The organism is Streptomyces sp. NPDC006476, assembly GCF_040612015.1.
GTDB lineage: Bacteria > Actinomycetota > Actinomycetes > Streptomycetales > Streptomycetaceae > Streptomyces > Streptomyces griseorubiginosus_B.
This window is the reverse complement of record NZ_JBEXPK010000001.1, coordinates 138,967-155,509: the sequence shown is the minus strand read 5'-3', so window position 1 is coordinate 155,509 and position 16,543 is coordinate 138,967. Positions and strand designations below refer to the sequence as shown.

Annotated in this window: 13 protein-coding genes; 11 read left to right on the top strand and 2 right to left on the bottom strand. The window is 70.4% G+C overall.

Annotation, left to right across the window (positions count from 1 at the left end; genetic code table 11):
* Positions 1-3 precede the first annotated feature (3 nt).
* Positions 4-1,923, bottom strand: a complete 1,920-nt coding sequence (locus ABZZ74_RS00670) for a molybdopterin-dependent oxidoreductase (RefSeq protein ID WP_356760685.1) — start codon at positions 1,921-1,923, stop codon at positions 4-6.
* Positions 1,920-2,891 carry a 2-dehydropantoate 2-reductase gene (locus ABZZ74_RS00665; protein ID WP_356760684.1) on the bottom strand — a complete coding sequence of 324 codons (972 nt, stop codon included), beginning with the start codon at positions 2,889-2,891 and terminating at the stop codon, positions 1,920-1,922. Before ABZZ74_RS00665 ends, ABZZ74_RS00670 begins: the two co-directional genes overlap by 4 nt.
* 266 nt (positions 2,892-3,157) lie before the next feature.
* Here ABZZ74_RS00665 and ABZZ74_RS00660 point away from each other — a divergent pair, with 266 nt between their 5' ends.
* The 11 genes from ABZZ74_RS00660 to ABZZ74_RS00610 all read left to right on the top strand — a co-directional run bounded on the left by ABZZ74_RS00660 (position 3,158) and on the right by ABZZ74_RS00610 (position 16,539).
* Complete coding sequence (locus tag ABZZ74_RS00660; RefSeq protein ID WP_356760682.1) at positions 3,158-4,498, top strand: OFA family MFS transporter; 1,341 nt, start codon at positions 3,158-3,160, stop codon at positions 4,496-4,498.
* Positions 4,464-4,601 (top strand): hypothetical protein, encoded by a 138-nt coding sequence (locus ABZZ74_RS00655; RefSeq protein ID WP_208781035.1) that lies wholly within the window; start codon positions 4,464-4,466, stop codon positions 4,599-4,601. The genes ABZZ74_RS00660 and ABZZ74_RS00655 overlap by 35 nt, the downstream gene beginning before the upstream one ends.
* Positions 4,602-4,753: 152 nt before the next feature.
* Entirely contained in the window at positions 4,754-5,692 is a 939-nt protein-coding gene (locus tag ABZZ74_RS00650) for a beta-ketoacyl-ACP synthase III (RefSeq protein ID WP_356760680.1), read from the top strand.
* Between the two features lie 143 nt (positions 5,693-5,835).
* Entirely contained in the window at positions 5,836-6,513 is a 678-nt protein-coding gene (locus ABZZ74_RS00645; RefSeq protein ID WP_356760678.1) for a GntR family transcriptional regulator, read from the top strand.
* Positions 6,514-6,713: 200 nt separating this feature from the next.
* Positions 6,714-7,895 (top strand): ROK family transcriptional regulator, encoded by a 1,182-nt coding sequence (locus ABZZ74_RS00640; protein WP_356760676.1) that lies wholly within the window; start codon positions 6,714-6,716, stop codon positions 7,893-7,895.
* A 135-nt stretch (positions 7,896-8,030) separates the two neighbouring features.
* Positions 8,031-9,548, top strand: a complete 1,518-nt coding sequence (locus tag ABZZ74_RS00635; protein WP_356760674.1) for a sugar ABC transporter ATP-binding protein — start codon at positions 8,031-8,033, stop codon at positions 9,546-9,548.
* Positions 9,545-10,564 (top strand): ABC transporter permease, encoded by a 1,020-nt coding sequence (locus tag ABZZ74_RS00630; RefSeq protein ID WP_356760673.1) that lies wholly within the window; start codon positions 9,545-9,547, stop codon positions 10,562-10,564. Before ABZZ74_RS00635 ends, ABZZ74_RS00630 begins: the two co-directional genes overlap by 4 nt.
* 51 nt (positions 10,565-10,615) lie before the next feature.
* Complete coding sequence (locus ABZZ74_RS00625; RefSeq protein ID WP_356761091.1) at positions 10,616-11,656, top strand: substrate-binding domain-containing protein; 1,041 nt, start codon at positions 10,616-10,618, stop codon at positions 11,654-11,656.
* Between the two features lie 59 nt (positions 11,657-11,715).
* Positions 11,716-12,924, top strand: coding sequence for a Gfo/Idh/MocA family oxidoreductase (locus ABZZ74_RS00620; protein ID WP_356760671.1), 1,209 nt, complete (start codon positions 11,716-11,718; stop codon positions 12,922-12,924).
* 13 nt (positions 12,925-12,937) lie between these two features.
* Positions 12,938-13,936, top strand: coding sequence for a sugar phosphate isomerase/epimerase family protein (locus ABZZ74_RS00615; protein WP_356760669.1), 999 nt, complete (start codon positions 12,938-12,940; stop codon positions 13,934-13,936).
* A 38-nt stretch (positions 13,937-13,974) separates the two neighbouring features.
* Positions 13,975-16,539, top strand: a complete 2,565-nt coding sequence (locus tag ABZZ74_RS00610; protein ID WP_356760668.1) for a PQQ-dependent sugar dehydrogenase — start codon at positions 13,975-13,977, stop codon at positions 16,537-16,539.
* Positions 16,540-16,543: the final 4 nt, after the last annotated feature.

Sequence of the window (16,543 nt, the reverse complement as noted above, 5' to 3'; positions counted from 1 at the left end):
AGGTCACCTCACGACGGTCGCGACGGGGAGCTTCTCGATCCGGATCGCCGAGGCCTTGAACTCCGCCGTCCCGGCGATCGGGCAGTTGGCCTCGATCGTCAGCTGGTTGGTGTCCACCTCGTCGGGAAAGTGCATGGTCATGAACGCGAGCCCGGGACGCAGTGCCGGGTCGATCCACACCGGCGCCACGAGCGAACCGCGCCGCGAGGACACCTGTACCTCCTCGCCGACCACGACCCCGTAGCGCTCGGCGTCCTCCGGGGACAGCTCGACGTACTCGCCGCGCCGCAACGGGGAGGCGTAACCCCCGCTCTGAACCCCGGTGTTGTAGGAGTCGAGACGGCGTCCGGTGGTGAGCCGGATCGGGTACTCCTCGTCGGTGAGGTCGACCGGCGGATCGTGCCGCACGATCCCGAAGGGCGCCGGCATCCCGCGCCTCGCCGGGTCCTTCTCCCACAACCGGCCGTGCAGAAAGGTCGGTTCGAGTTCCTCGGTGCTCGGGCACGGCCACTGGATGCCCTGGTGCTCCTCCAGACGCTCGTACGTCATCCCGTAGTGGTCCGGCGAGACGGAGCGCAGCTCGTTCCAGACGGCCTCCGAGTCGGCGTACTTCCAGCCGTGGCCCAGACGTGCGGCCAGCTCGCAGATGATGTCGACGTCCTCGCGGGCCTCGCCGGGCGGGGTGACCGCTCGCCGGACCCGCTGGACCCGCCGCTCGCTGTTGGTGGTCGTGCCCTCGGTCTCCGCCCAGCCGGCCGTGGCGGGCAGGACGACGTCCGCGAGCTCGGCCGTCCTCGTCAGGAAGATGTCCTGGACGAGGAGGAAGTCGAGCTGCCGCAGGCGCCGTACGGCCTGCTCGCTGTCGGCCTCCGACTGCGCCGGGTTCTCCCCGACGCAGTAGACGGCCCGGAGGGAGCCCTCCTCCATCGCCTCGAACATCTCGGTGAGGTTCAGCCCGTAGTGCGGCTCGATGACCGTGTCCCACGCCGACTCGAACTTCAGCCGGGTGTCCGCGTCGAGGATGTCCTGAAAGCCGGGCAGCCGGTTGGGGATCGCGCCCATGTCGCCGCCGCCCTGCACGTTGTTCTGACCGCGCAGCGGCTGCAACCCGGCGCCGTAGCGCCCCACTTGGCCGGTCAGCAGGGAGAGGTTGATGAGCGCGCGGACGTTGTCGGTGCCGTTGTGGTGCTCGGTGATGCCGAGGGTCCAGCACAGCTGGGCGCGCTCGGCGCGGGCGTAGGCATGCGCCAACTCCCTTGTCGCGCGCGCCGGTACGCCCGTCACCTTCTCGGCGAGCGACAGCGTCCACGGCTCGACGAGCGCCCGGTACTCCTCGAAACCGGTGGTCGCCCGCTCGATGAACGCCTCGTTGGCCAGGCCCGCGTGGATGATCTCCCGGCCGATCGCGTGCGCCATCGGGATGTCGGTGCCGACGTTCAGCCCGAGCCAGCTCTCCGCCCATTCGGCGGTGGAGGTGCGCCGCGGGTCGACCGCGTACATCCGCGCGCCGTTCCTGATGCCCTTCAGCACGTGCTGGAAGAAGATCGGGTGGGCGAAGCGGGCGTTGGAGCCCCACATCACGATGACGTCGGTGTGCTCGATCTCCTCGTACGAGGACGTCCCGCCGCCGGAGCCGAACGCGGCGGAGAGCCCGGCGACGCTCGGGGCGTGACAGGTCCGGTTGCAGGAGTCGACGTTGTTGGTGCCCATGACGACCCGGGCGAACTTCTGCGCCACGTAGTTCATCTCGTTGGTGGCGCGGGCGCAGGAGAACATGCCGAACGCGCCGCGGTTGCGGTCCAGGCCGCGGGCCGCCCGGTCCAGGGCCTCCTCCCAGCTCGCCCGCCGGAACGGCTCGTCACGGGAGTCCCGCACCAGGGGGTGGGTGAGGCGGGTGTAGGTCTTCGGTTGACGATTCCTCATGCGGCGCTCCTCAGCGCGAGCAGGTCCGAGATGGCGTGCACGGTGCGCAGGGTGGGCACCTCCACACCGGTGATCTCCGCCAGCTCGACGACGGCGGCGAGCAGGACGTCGAGTTCGAGCGGCTTGCCGCGCTCCAGGTCCTGGAGGGTGGAGGTGCGGTGGTCGCCGACGCGTTCGGCGCCGGCCAGCCGGCGTTCGATGGAGACGCCGACCTCGCAGCCGAGGGCCTCGGCGACCGCGAGCGTCTCGGCCATCATGGTCTCGATGACCTTGCGGGTGCGGCCGTGCCGGCACATCTGCCGCATGGTGGCGCGGGCCAGCGCGCTGATCGGGTTGAACGAGATGTTGCCCAGCAGCTTGAGCCAGATGTCGTTGCGCAGGTCCGGCTCCACCGGGCACTTGAGACCTCCGGCGACCATGGCCTCGCTGAAGTCGAGGCAGCGCTTCGAGATGCTGCGGTCGGGCTCGCCGACGGAGAACCGGGTGCCTTCGAGGTGCCGTACGACTCCCGGCCCCGCCAACTCCGTCGCCGCGTAGACGACACAGCCGACGGCCCGTTCGGGCGCGAGCACCGCACTGACCGCGCCGCCCGGGTCCACGCTCTCGACGCGGTGGCCGTCGTAGGGGCCGCCGTGCCGGTGGAAGTACCACCAGGGGATGCCGTTCTGGGCGGCGACCACCGTGGTGGTGTCGTGCAGAAGGGGCTCGATGAGCGGCCCGCACGCCGCGTAGGAGTTGGCCTTCAGACCGAGGAAGACATGGTCGACCGGGCCGATCTCGGCCGGGTCGTCGGTGGCGTGGGCGTGCGCGGTGAAGTCACCGCGCGGACTGAGCACCCGTACTCCGTGCCTCCGCATGGCCGCCAGGTTCGGTCCACGGGCCACCAGATGCACGTCGGCGCCGGCGCGGTGGAGCGCGGCACCGACATAGGCGCCGATCGCACCGGCGCCGAGGACTGCGACTTTCATGACGAGACAGCTCCGTTCGGTCGAGGGATACCGAGGAGAGGGCCGCACTGCCGAATCTTGTCGACCGAATATTGTCTACAGTATGGAAGTTGAGGGGACAAGACCTCGCGCAGCACCTGGGACACCGGGCGCCGGGACGGCCCATGACCGTTCATCGTCCGCCGCCGACCGTTCGTCGCGCCGTGCATACCGCTCATCGCATACGGTCGACGCTTTGCCCTCCCGTACCTTCCCAACTCCCGTACGGATTCCTAGGGTTCGGGATCATGAGCCCCCCTGTAGCGCCGCCCGGCTGGAGCCGCTGGCTCGTCCCCCCGGCCGCCCTCTCCGTCCATCTCTCCATCGGCCAGGCCTACGCCTGGAGCGTCTTCAAGCCACCGCTCGAATCCGCGCTGAACCTCGACGGCACCGAGAGCGCGCTGCCGTTCCAGTTCGCCATCGTGATGCTCGGTCTGTCGGCCGCGTTCGGCGGCACGCTCGTCGAGCGCAAAGGGCCGCGGTGGGCGATGACCGTGGCGCTGGTCTGCTTCTCCTCCGGCCTGCTGCTGTCCGCGCTCGGCGCGGAGACCAAGCAGTTCTGGCTGATCGTCCTCGGCTACGGCGTGGTCGGCGGCGTCGGCCTCGGCATCGGCTACATCTCGCCCGTGTCGACACTGATCAAGTGGTTCCCGGACCGGCCCGGCATGGCCACCGGCATCGCCATCATGGGCTTCGGCGGCGGCGCGCTGATCGCCTCGCCCTGGTCGGCGCAGATGCTGTCCTCCTTCGGCACCGACAACTCCGGGATCGCGCTGGCGTTCCTGGTCCTCGGGCTGTCGTACGCCGTCTTCATGTCGCTCGGTGTGCTGCTGGTGCGGGTGCCGCGTCCGGGGGATCGTGTCGGCTCAGCGGACGCGCCCAGCGCCCTCGAGGGCGTGCAGGTCTCGGCGGCGAGCGCGGTGCGCACCCCGCAGTTCTGGTGCCTGTGGCTCGTGCTGTGCATGAACGTGACGGCGGGCATCGGCATCCTGGAGAAGGCCGCCCCGATGATCACGGACTTCTTCGCGAACAGCTCGGCCGCCGTCTCGGCGTCCGCCGCCGCCGGTTTCGTCGCGCTGCTGTCCGCCGCCAACATGGCGGGCCGCATCGGCTGGTCGTCCACCTCCGACCTGATCGGCCGCAAGAACATCTACCGCGTGTACCTGGGCGTCGGCGCGGTGATGTACGCGCTCATCGCACTGTTCGGCGACTCCTCCAAGCCGCTGTTCGTGCTGTGCGCGCTGGTCATCCTCTCCTTCTACGGCGGCGGCTTCGCGACCATCCCCGCCTATCTGAAGGACCTCTTCGGCGCCTACCAGGTCGGTGCGATCCACGGCCGGCTGCTCACCGCCTGGTCCACGGCCGGTGTGCTCGGACCGCTGATCGTCAACTGGATCGCCGACCACCAGAAGGACGCCGGCAAGACCGGCTCGTCCCTCTACACCCTGTCCTTCGTCATCATGATCGGTCTGCTCGTCGTCGGCTTCGTCGCCAACGAACTCGTCCGGCCGGTCGACCCCCGTCACCACATCCCCGCACCGAGAAAGGCCGCCGATGTCGGAGCACGACAGCAGCCAGAGTCCGCCTGACCGGCGCCCGCTGATCGCTTTCGCCTGGCTGTGGGTGGGCGCGCCGCTCGTCTACGGCGTCTACGAACTCGTGGAGAAGGCGACGAAGCTGTTCACCGGGTGACTGTTCGGCAGGTGTTCGGGCGTCCGAGGGCCTGACAGAAGCCCACAACCCGGGCGCCCGTTTCCTGTCGCCTCGGCTGCCGCCGTACTCGTGAGTCACTGATCAGACTGGTGGATCCCGCTACCCGAAGCAGCAACGAGGGGGATCCACCCATGAACGGCTCGCGCATCGCTGCCGTCGGCCATTACCAGCCCGCCAAGGTGCTCACCAACGAGGACCTGGCGGGCATGGTGGACACCAGCGACGAGTGGATCAGGTCCCGGGTGGGCATCCGTACCCGGCACATCGCCGGGCCCGACGAGCCCGTCGACGAACTCGCCGCGCACGCCGCCGCGAAGGCGCTCGCGGCGGCGGGCCTCGCGCCCGGCGACATCGACCTGGTGCTGGTCGCCACCTCCACGGCCGTCGACCGCTCGCCCAACATGGCCGCCCGGGTCGCCGCCCGGCTCGGCATCCCCTCGCCCGCCGCGATGGACGTCAACGTGGTCTGTGCCGGGTTCACCCACGCCCTCGCCACCGCCGACCACGCGGTGCGCGCCGGTGCCTCGGTCCGCGCCCTGGTCATCGGCGCCGACAAGATGTCCGACGTGACCGACTGGAGCGACCGCACCACCTGTGTGCTCGTCGGCGACGGGGCGGGGGCCGCCGTGGTCGAGGCCGCCGACCGTCCGCTGATCGGGCCGGTGCTGTGGGGCTCCGTGCCCGAGATGGGGCACGCGGTACGGATCGAGGGGACGCCGGCCCGGTTCGCGCAGGAGGGGCAGAGCGTCTACCGCTGGGCCACCACGCAGCTGCCGGCCATCGCCCGCAAGGCCTGCGAACGCGCCGGGCTCGCGCCAGAGGAACTCGCCGGGGTCGTCCTGCACCAGGCCAACCTGCGCATCATCGAGCCCCTCGCCGAGAAGATCGGCGCCGTGAACGCCGTCGTCGCACGGGATGTCACCGAGTCCGGGAACACGTCCGCGGCGAGCATCCCCCTCGCCCTCTCCAAGCTGGTCGAACAGGGGGCCCTCGCCACCGGCGACCCGGTCCTGCTCTTCGGCTTCGGCGGCAACCTCTCGTACGCCGGACAGGTCGTCCGCTGCCCGTGAGCGGGAGTGTGCCGGGCAGTCGTGTGACGAGGTCAACTCGCCGTCCCCCTGGCGGTTGTGCGCCGTAGACTGTAGACGAAAGACAATCGATACTGGCTTTCCGGCTGCAGTTGCCCCGCGCTGCCCAGGAGGGGGACCGACCGATGTTGTCGACAGGACTGCCGCAGGGCGCGGTGCCCAAGCTCGAACGGCCCGGACCGCTGCGCGACCGCGTCTACGAGGCACTGCTCGAACTGATCACCACCCGCGCCCTCCAGCCCGGCCAGCATCTGGTCGAGAGCGAACTCGCCGGTCACCTCGGTGTGTCCCGGCAGCCGGTGCGGGAGGCGCTGCAGCGGCTGAACACCGACGGCTGGGTCGATCTGCGGCCCGCCCAGGGGGCGTTCGTGCACGAGCCGACGGAGGAGGAGGCCGACCAGCTCCTCACCGTCCGTACGCTGCTGGAGGCCGAGGCCGCCCGGCTGGCCGCCGCCAACGCGGGCAGCGCCGGCATCGCGGTCCTTCAGGAGCTGTGCGCCGAGGGGGAGAAGGCGGTCGCCGCCGACGACGTGGACGGCGCGGTGGCGATGAACGCCCGCTTCCACGCCAAGATCATGGATCTGGCCGGCAACGCGGTCCTCGCCGAACTGGCGGCGCAGGTGGACCGCCGGGTGCGCTGGTACTACACGCCGATCGCCCGTCAGCGCGGCCGGCAGTCCTGGATCGAGCACCGCGAGCTGATCGCCGCGATCGCGGACCGGGACGAGCAGCGGGCCACCCGGCTGATGCGCGACCACACGGAACACACCCGGCGGTCGTACCACGAGCGGGGGGAGTCCTGACCCCGCGCTGGAGCGTCGCGTCGGCCTGACACCACGGGGCGGCCGGGTCTGGACTCCGCTCCCTCCTTTGTCCTGTGAGTGGAGAAAGTTGTAGCGAATTCGCGCAAGGCTTCTTCTCAGGCTCGGTGTTCCTTGCTACGTTCCCCTCGAAAGCCGGAACAATGGCGGCCGATTGAGGCGGGGAGGGGCTCGTGAGACGCATGACGGCACGACCCGCGAACGCCCATCAGGCCAAACTGCTCAAGCTGTTGCGCGACGCAGGACCCAACTCCCGTGCGCAGCTGGGCGATCAGGTCGACCTCTCACGGTCCAAACTGGCCGTGGAGGTGGACCGACTGCTGGAGACGGGCCTGGTCGTGGCCGACGGACTCGCCGCCTCGCGCGGCGGCCGCCGCTCCCACAACGTCCGGCTCAATCCCGAACTGCGCTTCCTCGGCGTCGACATCGGCGCGACCTCGGTCGACGTCGCCGTCACCAACGCCGAGCTGGAGGTCCTCGGACACCTCAACCAGCCGATGGACGTCCGCGAGGGCCCGGTCGCGGTCTTCGAGCAAGTCCTGTCCATGGCTGCGAAGTTGAGGGCCTCGGGGCTCGCGGAGGGTTTCGACGGCGCCGGCATCGGCGTCCCGGGACCGGTCCGCTTCCCCGAGGGCGTCCCGGTGGCTCCGCCGATCATGCCGGGCTGGGACGGCTTCCCCGTACGGGAGGCGCTCAGCCAGGAACTCGGCTGCCCGGTCATGGTCGACAACGACGTGAACCTCATGGCGATGGGGGAGATGCACGCGGGCGTCGCACGCTCCGTGCGCGACTTCCTCTGCGTCAAGATCGGCACCGGCATCGGCTGCGGCATCGTCGTCGGCGGTGAGGTCCACCGCGGGGTGACGGGCAGCGCGGGCGACATCGGGCACATCCAGGCCGTGCCCGACGGACGCCCGTGCGCCTGCGGCAACCGGGGCTGTCTGGAAGCCCACTTCAGCGGGGCGGCCCTCGCCCGGGACGCCGTGGAGGCGGCCGGGCAGGGGCTGTCGGAGGAACTCGCCTCGCGTCTCGCGGCGCACGGCACCCTCACCGCGGTGGACGTCGCCGCCGCGGCCGCCGCCGGTGACGCCACCGCCCTCGATCTGATCCGCGAGGGCGGCAACCGCACCGGCCAGGTCATCGCCGGCCTGGTCTCCTTCTTCAACCCGGGCCTGGTGGTGATCGGCGGCGGGGTCACCGGCCTCGGCCACACCCTGCTCGCCGCGATCCGCACCCAGGTCTACCGTCAGTCGCTGCCGCTCGCGACGGGCAACCTACCCATCGTGCTGGGGGAGTTGGGCCCGAACGCCGGAGTCATCGGCGCCGCCCGCCTCATCAGCGACCATCTGTTCTCACCCGCGTAAGCGCTCATTCAGTACGGCTCACGTGCACGGCGCCCTGCCGCGCCGTGCCCCGAACACACCTGCCCGCAGGCACGCCGACCGAGCGTGCCCGCACGCACCCTGCAACCGGCCCGCACGCCCGCCAAGGGGATCCGCATGGCACCAGAACCACCGCTGCTCAGCATGTCCGGCATCACCAAGTCCTTCCCCGGAGTCCGGGCCCTCGACGGAGTCGACCTCGACGTCCAGGCCGGTGAGGTGCACTGTCTGCTCGGCCAGAACGGGGCCGGCAAATCCACCCTGATCAAGGTCCTGGCCGGCGCCCACCAGCCCGACACCGGCACGATCGGCTGGCGCGGCGAGCCGGTCACCCTCCGCTCGCCCATCGCCGCCATGCGCCTCGGCATCGCCACCATCTACCAGGAGCTCGACCTGGTGGAACACCTGTCCGTCGCCGAGAACGTCCACCTCGGCCACGAGCCGACGGCGGCCGGATTCGTCGTCCGGGCGAAGACGGCGAAGGCGTCGACCGCCGCTCTGCTGAGGCGACTCGGGCATCCGGAGATCGACCCGACCCGGCTGGTGGGGGAGTTGTCGGCGGCCCAACAGCAGATCGTGTCCATGGCGCGGGCGCTCTCCCACGACGTACGGCTCATCGTGATGGACGAGCCGTCGGCCGCCCTCGACCCGGACGAGGTCGACAACCTCTTCCGTATCGTCGGCGACCTGACGGCCGAGGGAGTCGCCGTCGTCTACATCTCCCACCGGCTGGAGGAGATCCGCCGCATCGGCGACCGGGTGACCGTGCTGAAGGACGGACGGGCGGTGGCCCGCGGGCTGCCGGCGAAGTCCACGCCGACCCGTGAGGTGGTCGCGCTGATGACGGGTCGCAATGTCGAGTACGTCTTCCCCGAGCGGCCCGCCTCGCTACCGGAATCGACCCCGGTGCTGGAGGTTCAAGGGCTCGCGCGGGAAGGGGAGTTCGCGCCGCTGGACCTGGAGGTGCGGCCCGGTGAGATCGTCGGTCTCGCCGGACTCGTCGGGTCTGGGCGCTCGGAGATCCTGGAGACGATCTACGGCGCCCGCAGGCCGACCGCCGGTCACGTACGGGTGGACGGGCGTGTGTTGCGGCCCGGGAGCGTACGGGCCGCGGTGCGGGCAGGGCTCGGGCTCGCCCCCGAGGAACGCAAGGCGCAGGCCCTGCTGATGCTGGAGTCCGTCACCCGCAATGTCTCCGTCTCCTCCATGTCCCGCTTCTCGCGCGCCGGCTGGATCGACCGGGGTTCCGAACTGGGGGCGGCGCGGGCGGCGACACGCGAGCTGTCCCTGCGGCCCGACAACCCCTCCGTGCCCGTCCGCACCCTCTCCGGCGGCAACCAGCAGAAGGCCGTCCTGGCCCGGTGGCTGCTGCGCGGCTGCCGTGTCCTGCTGCTCGACGAGCCGACCCGGGGCGTCGACGTCGGCGCCCGCGCCGAGCTGTACGCGGTCGTCCGGCGCCTGGCCGACGAGGGCCTCGCCGTCCTGCTGGTCTCCAGCGAGGTGCCCGAGGTGCTCGGCCTCGCCGACCGCGTCCTGGTGCTCCGGGAGGGACACGTCGTCCACACGGCGCCCGCCCGGGAGCTCGACGAACACCGCGTACTCGACCTCGTCATGGAAGGAAGCCCGGCGTCATGACGCAGCACGCCTCCCCGCCACGGGACAACACCGACAAGGTGCCGACGGCCGGCCAAGTCCCCGTCTGGCGCGGCCTGTTCGCCCGCGCCGACGTCCGCACCCTCTCCCTCCTCGGCGTCCTCGCGGCCCTGGTCCTGATCGGCGGCATCACCAAGCCCGACGAGTTCCTCGACACCCGCAACCTCCAGCTCGTCCTCACCCAGGCCTCCGTCATCGGCGTCGTCACCGTGGGCATGACCTTCGTCATCACCTCCGGCGGCATCGACCTGTCGGTCGGCGCGATCGTCGCCCTGGCCTCGGTGTGGGCGACGACGGTCGCCACGCAGGACTACGGCTTCGCCGGGGTCCTCTTCACGGCGGTGATCGTCGGCGTGGGCTGCGGCCTGGTGAACGGACTGCTCATCGCGTACGGCAACATGGTCCCCTTCATCGCCACCCTCGCCATGCTCGCCTCGGCCCGCGGCCTGGCCCTGCAGATCACCGACGGCCGAACCCAGATCGTCACCATCGACGGCATCCTCAAGCTCGGCGAGCGCGACTCCTACGTGCTCGGCGTCCCGCCGCTGGTCCTGGTCTTCGCGGTCGTGACGATCATCGGCTGGCTGATCCTGAACCGCACCACCTTCGGCCGCCGCACGGTCGCCGTCGGCGGCAACGCGGAAGCCGCCCGGCTCGCCGGCATCGACGTCCGCCGTCAGCGGCTGTACCTGTACCTGCTGTCCGGGCTGTGCTGCGGCATCGCCGCCTTCCTGCTGATCGTCCTGTCCGGCTCCGGCCAGAACACCAACGGCAACCTCTACGAACTGGACGCCATCGCGGCCGCCATCATCGGCGGAACGCTGTTGAGCGGGGGACGCGGGACCATCACCGGCTCGGTGCTCGGTGTCCTGATCTTCACGACGATCACCAACATCTTCGCCCTGAACAACCTGCAGAGCGACGTCCAGCAGATCGCCAAGGGGGCGATCATCGTCGCCGCCGTGCTGGTGCAGCGGCGCAGCGCGAGCACGTCCTGAGGTCTGAGGAAAGGTTTCAGTACTATGTCACATTCCACCGGTGCCAGTGCTGTGTCACATGGCACCAGCCGCAGAGGCCTCCTCTTCGGAGCCGCCGCCGTCTCCACCACCGCCCTCCTCACCGCTTGCACGAGCAACGAGAGCAAGGACGAGAAGACCGCGGCCGACAACCGGCCAGCCGCGGACGACAAGCCGGGCAAGCACGTCACCATCGGCTTCGCCGGACCCCAGGCCGACCACGGCTGGCTCAACGCCATCAACGACAACGCCGAGAGCCGCGCCAAGAAGTACTCCGACGTCACCCTTGAGATCACCGAGGGCTCCAACGACACGGCCGCGCAGATCGGCCAGATCGAGACCCTGATCAACAAGAAGGTCGACGTCCTGGTCGTGCTGCCCGCCGACGGCAAGGCCCTCACCCAGGTCGGGCTGAAGGCGATGCGCGCCGGCATCCCCGTCGTCAACCTGGACCGCATCTTCAACTCCCCGCAGGCGTACCGCTGCTGGATCGGCGGCGACAACTACGGCATGGGCCTCAACGCCGGCACCTACATCGGCGAGAAGCTGAAAGGGAAGTCGAACGCCAAGGTCGTCGAGCTGGCCGGACTGGACAACCTGGAGCTCACCAAACAGCGCAGCAAAGGCTTCGACGACGCCCTGAAGAACTACCCCAACATCAGGAAGGTGGCCCGCCAGGCCGCCGAGTTCACGGTCGAGTCCGGCCAGGCCAAGATGGCCCAACTCCTGCAGGCCCAGCCCAAGTTCGACGCGCTGTGGAACCACGACGACGACCAGGGCGTGGGCGCGCTGCGCGCCATCGAGCAGGCCGGGCGGGACGACTTCCTGATGGTCGGCGGCGCCGGAGCGCTCTCCGCCTTCCAGGCCATCAAGCAGGACAACGGCGTACTGAAGGCGACCGTCCTCTACCCGCCGACCATGGCCGCGTCCGCGATCGACCTGGCCCGCGCCCTCGGCCAGGGCAAGGGCGTGAGCGGCATGGCGGAGTTCGAGATCCCCGCCTCGATCACGCTCTACTCGGCCGTCGTCGACAAGGACAACGTCGACCAGTACATGCCCACCGGCTTCCGCTGACCGCCCCGCACCCCCCACGGCACAGCCACGAAGAGGACGAGGACGAGGAGGACATCCGTATGGCACAGCCCCAGCAGTCGGACGGACCGGAGGCCGCGAAGCCGCCCCTGCGCGTCGGCATGGTCGGCTACGCCTTCATGGGCGCCGCCCACTCCCAGGGCTGGCGCACCGCGGGGCGCATCTTCGACCTGCCGCTGCGGCCGGTCATGGCCGCGATCTGCGGGCGCGACGCGACGGCCGTACGGGCGGCGGCCGACCGGCACGGCTGGGCGACGGCCGAGACCGACTGGCGGGCCCTGATCGCACGCGACGACATCGACCTCGTCGACATCTGCACCCCCGGCGACAGCCACGCCGAGATCGCCCTCGCCGCCCTCGCCGCCGGAAAGCACGTCCTGTGCGAGAAGCCGCTCGCGAACACCGTGGAGGAGGCCTCGGCGATGGCGGCGGCGGCCGAAGCCGCCCACCAACGTGGTCAGTTGGCGATGGTCGGCTTCAACTACCGTCGGGTGCCGGCGACCGCCCTGGCCCGGCGGATGGTGGCGGAAGGGCGCCTCGGACAGCTGCGGCACGTCCGGGTGACGTACCTTCAGGACTGGCTCGTCGACCCGGAGTTCCCGCTCACCTGGCGGCTGCGCAGGGAACTGGCCGGCTCCGGCTCGCTCGGCGATCTCGGCGCGCACATCGTCGACCTCGCGCAGTATCTCGCGGGCGAGAGGCTCGCGGGTGTGTCCGCCCTGACGGAGACCTTCGTACGGGAGCGTCCGCTGCCCGTCGGCGCCACCAGCGGCCTGTCCGCGGCCTCGTCCGCAGGCACCGGGCAGGTCACCGTCGACGACGCCGCCCTGTTCACCGGCCGCTTCGCCTCCGGCGCCCTCGCCTCCTTCGAGGCGACCCGCTACGCCACCGGCCGCAAGAACGCCCTGCGCATCGAACTCAACGGTGAGCGCGGCTCGCTGGCCTTCGACCTGGAGCGGCTCAACGAGCTGTCGTACCACGACGGCACGGAGCCGGGAACGCACGCCGGCTTCCGCCGCATCCTCGTCACCGAACCCGACCACCCCTACCTGGACGCCTGGTGGCCGCCGGGCCATGGCCTCGGCTACGAGCACACCTTCGTCCACCAGGCCCGCGACCTCGTCCACGCCGTCGCGGAGGGCCGCCGGCCCGAACCCTCCTTCGCCGACGGGCTGCAGGTGCAGCGCGTGCTGGCGGCCGTGGAGGAGAGCGCCGAGAAGAACTCCGTCTACACGCCCGTCGCCGTCTGAGGAGGTCCCGGACATGCCACGCCAGTTCACGCTCTTCACCGGCCAGTGGGCGGATCTGCCCCTGGAGGAAGTCTGCCGCCTCGCCCGCGACTTCGGCTACGACGGCCTCGAACTCGCCTGCTGGGGCGACCACTTCGAGGTCGACAAGGCTCTCACCGACTCCTCCTACCTCAGGTCGAGGCACGAGTTGCTGGAGAAGTACGGCCTCGAGTGCTGGGCCGTCTCCAACCATCTCGTCGGGCAGGCCGTCTGCGACGCCATCATCGACGAACGCCACCAGGCCATCCTGCCGGCCGAGGTCTGGGGCGACGGGGACCCGGAAGGGGTACGGCGGCGCGCGGCGGACCGCATGAAGGACACCGCGCGGGCCGCGGCGGCCTTCGGCGTCGACACCGTCATCGGCTTCACCGGCTCCGCCATCTGGCACCTGGTCGCCATGTTCCCGCCCGCGCCCGAGTCGATGATCGAGCGCGGCTACGAGGACTTCGCCGAGCGCTGGAACCCGATCCTCGACGTCTTCGACGCGGAGGGCGTGCGGTTCGCCCACGAGGTCCATCCGAGCGAGATCGCCTACGACTACTGGACAACGCACCAGGCCCTGGAGGCCGTTGGGCACCGTCCCGCCTTCGGCCTGAACTTCGACCCCTCGCACTTCGTGTGGCAGGACCTGGACCCCGTCGGCTTCCTGTGGGACTTCCGCGACCGGATCTACCACGTCGACTGCAAGGAGGCCCGCAAGCGCCTGGACGGCCGCAACGGCCGCCTCGGCTCCCATCTTCCCTGGGGCGACCCGCGCCGGGGCTGGGACTTCGTGTCCGCGGGCCACGGCGACGTCCCCTGGGAGGACGTCTTCCGGATGCTGCGCTCCATCGACTACCAGGGCCCGATCTCCGTCGAGTGGGAGGACGCCGGCATGGACCGGCTCCAGGGCGCCCCGGAGGCCCTGACCCGGCTCAAGGCCCACGACTTCGAGCCGCCGTCGGCCTCCTTCGACGCGGCGTTCGGCAACTGAGCCTGCACAGAAGCCAGTTCATTTTCCGCATCTCCGGGATGACGGCGCATCCCGGCGTACGCACCCGCCCGTACAACCGGCCCCCCATGGAGGCATTCGTGCACGGGAACGACCGCACCACCCGCACCGAAGGACCCACAACGCACAGACGACGCTTCCGCCGAGCGGTCGCCCTCCTCGGCGGCGCGCTCCTCGCGGGCGCCTCGCTCACCCTGACCACGCCCCAGGCCGGCGCAGCCGTCGCCGACCCGGGCACCGCACCGGCTGCCTTGGCGGCGGAGGACTTCCAGCAGGTCACGCTCGCCAAGGGGGAGGCGGAGGTCGGCGAACCCATGTCGCTCGCCGTCCTCCCCGACCGCTCCGTCCTGCACACCTCACGCGACGGCGAGCTGCGCCTCACGGACGCCGCCGGCAACACCCGGCTGATCGGCAAGCTCGACGTCTACTCCCACGACGAGGAAGGGCTCCAAGGCGTCGGAGTGGACCCGGACTTCGCGACCAACCGGGCCATCTACCTCTACTACGCACCCCCGTTGAACACCCCGGCCGGTGACGCCCCCGAGACGGGCACCGCGGCCGACTTCGCCCCCTTCGACGGCGTCAACCGCCTCTCCCGCTTCGTGCTGAAGGCCGACGGCACCCTCGACACCGCCAGCGAGAAGAAGGTCATCGACATCCCGGCCTCCCGCGGCCTGTGCTGCCACGTCGGCGGCGACATCGACTTCGACGCGGCCGGCAACCTGTACCTGTCGACGGGCGACGACACCAACCCCTTCCAGTCGGACGGCTACACGCCCATCGACGAGCGCGCCGACCGCAACCCCGCCTTCGACGCGCAGCGTTCCGCGGGCAACACCAATGATCTGCGCGGCAAGATCCTGCGCATCAAGGTGAACGCCGACGGCTCGTACTCCATCCCCGACGGCAACCTCTTCGCGCCCGGCACCGACAGGACACGCCCCGAGATCTATGCGATGGGCTTCCGCAACCCGTTCCGCTTCAGCGTCGACAAGAAGACCGGAATCGTCTACGTCGGCGACTACGGCCCCGACGCGGGCGCCGCAGACCCGGCCCGCGGCCCGGCAGGCCAGGTCGAGTTCGCGCGCGTCACCGGCCCCGGCAACTTCGGCTGGCCGTACTGCACCGGCGCCAACGACGCCTACGTGGACTACGACTTCGCGACGAAGACCTCGGGCAGCTCCTTCGACTGCGGGGCCCCGAAGAACAACTCCCCGCACAACACCGGCCTCACCGACCTGCCCCCGGCCCAGCCCGCCTGGATTCCCTACAACGGCCCGTCCGTACCGGAGTTCGGCGACGGCTCCGAGTCCCCCATGGGCGGTCCGGTCTACCACTACGACGCCTCGCTCGACTCGCCCGTCAAGTTCCCCGAGGCGTACGACGGCGACTTCTTCGCCGGTGAGTTCGGCCGCCGCTGGATCAAGCGGATCGTGAGCGACGGCAGCGGCACCGTGCAGTCCATCAACGTCTTCCCGTGGACCGGCACCCAGGTGATGGACATGGCCTTCGGACCCGACGGCGCGCTGTACGTCCTCGACTACGGCACCTCGTGGTTCGGCGGCGACGACAACTCCGGCCTGTACCGCATCGAGAACGCGACCGACGGCCACTCCCCGGTGGCCCAGGCCGCGGCGAGCCGCACGTCAGGACAGGCCCCGCTGAAGGTGCGGTTCTCCTCCGCGGGTTCGTCGGACCAGGACGGTGACGCTCTCACCTACAGCTGGGACTTCGGGGACGGCGGCAAGTCGACCGCGGCGAATCCGACGTACAAGTACAAGAAGAACGGCACCTACACGGCGACCCTGACGGCGAAGGACCCCAGCGGCCGTACCGGCAGCGCGAGCGTTCAGATCGTCGTCGGCAACACGGCACCGACGGTGACCGTCGAACTCCCGCGTGACGGCCAGCTGTTCAGCTTCGGTGACGCGATCCCGTTCAAGGTGAGGGTCACCGACCCGGAGGACGGCACGGCCATCGACTGCTCCAAGGTGAAGGTCACCTTCGTCCTCGGCCATGACACCCACGGCCACCCGATCACCTCGGCGAACGGCTGCACCGGCACCCTCCAGACCACCGCCGACGGCGGCCACGACGAGAACGCCAACATCTTCGGGGTGCTGGACGCCGAGTACACCGACAACGGAGGCGGCGGCCAGGCCCCGCTCACCTCCCACGGCCGCAACGTCCTGCAGCCCCGCCACCGCCAGGCCGAGCACTTCGGCGACAGCTCCGGCGTCACCGTCGTCGCCCGGGACACCGCGCACGGCGGGAAGACGGTCGGTGACATCGGCAACGGCGACTGGATCTCGTTCACTCCGTACGCCCTGAGCAACGCCACCAAGGTCACGGCTCGTGTGGCTTCCGGCGGCGCGGGCGGGCGGCTGGAGATCCGTGCGGGTTCGCCGAGCGGCACCCTGCTCGGCAAGGCGACCGTCCCCGTGACCGGCGGCTGGGACACCTTCCAGGACGTCACCGCCGCCCTGTCCCGCGCACCGAAGGGCTCGACCGCGCTCTACCTGGTCTTCAAGGGCGGTTCGGGCGCGCTGTTCGAGGTGGATGACTTCACCTTCACGACGAGCTGAGGGG

Excerpts from the sequence above, each read along its gene's own strand:
- ABZZ74_RS00670 (WP_356760685.1), bottom strand. The coding sequence starts at position 1,923 with ATGAGGAATCGTCAACCGAAGACCTACACCCGCCTCACCCACCCCCTG.
- ABZZ74_RS00665 (WP_356760684.1), bottom strand. The coding sequence starts at position 2,891 with ATGAAAGTCGCAGTCCTCGGCGCCGGTGCGATCGGCGCCTATGTCGGT.
- ABZZ74_RS00660 (WP_356760682.1), top strand. The coding sequence starts at position 3,158 with ATGAGCCCCCCTGTAGCGCCGCCCGGCTGGAGCCGCTGGCTCGTCCCC.
- ABZZ74_RS00655 (WP_208781035.1), top strand. The coding sequence starts at position 4,464 with ATGTCGGAGCACGACAGCAGCCAGAGTCCGCCTGACCGGCGCCCGCTG.
- ABZZ74_RS00650 (WP_356760680.1), top strand. The coding sequence starts at position 4,754 with ATGAACGGCTCGCGCATCGCTGCCGTCGGCCATTACCAGCCCGCCAAG.
- ABZZ74_RS00645 (WP_356760678.1), top strand. The coding sequence starts at position 5,836 with ATGTTGTCGACAGGACTGCCGCAGGGCGCGGTGCCCAAGCTCGAACGG.
- ABZZ74_RS00640 (WP_356760676.1), top strand. The coding sequence starts at position 6,714 with ATGACGGCACGACCCGCGAACGCCCATCAGGCCAAACTGCTCAAGCTG.
- ABZZ74_RS00635 (WP_356760674.1), top strand. The coding sequence starts at position 8,031 with ATGGCACCAGAACCACCGCTGCTCAGCATGTCCGGCATCACCAAGTCC.
- ABZZ74_RS00630 (WP_356760673.1), top strand. The coding sequence starts at position 9,545 with ATGACGCAGCACGCCTCCCCGCCACGGGACAACACCGACAAGGTGCCG.
- ABZZ74_RS00620 (WP_356760671.1), top strand. The coding sequence starts at position 11,716 with ATGGCACAGCCCCAGCAGTCGGACGGACCGGAGGCCGCGAAGCCGCCC.
- ABZZ74_RS00615 (WP_356760669.1), top strand. The coding sequence starts at position 12,938 with ATGCCACGCCAGTTCACGCTCTTCACCGGCCAGTGGGCGGATCTGCCC.
- ABZZ74_RS00610 (WP_356760668.1), top strand. The coding sequence starts at position 13,975 with ATGACGGCGCATCCCGGCGTACGCACCCGCCCGTACAACCGGCCCCCC.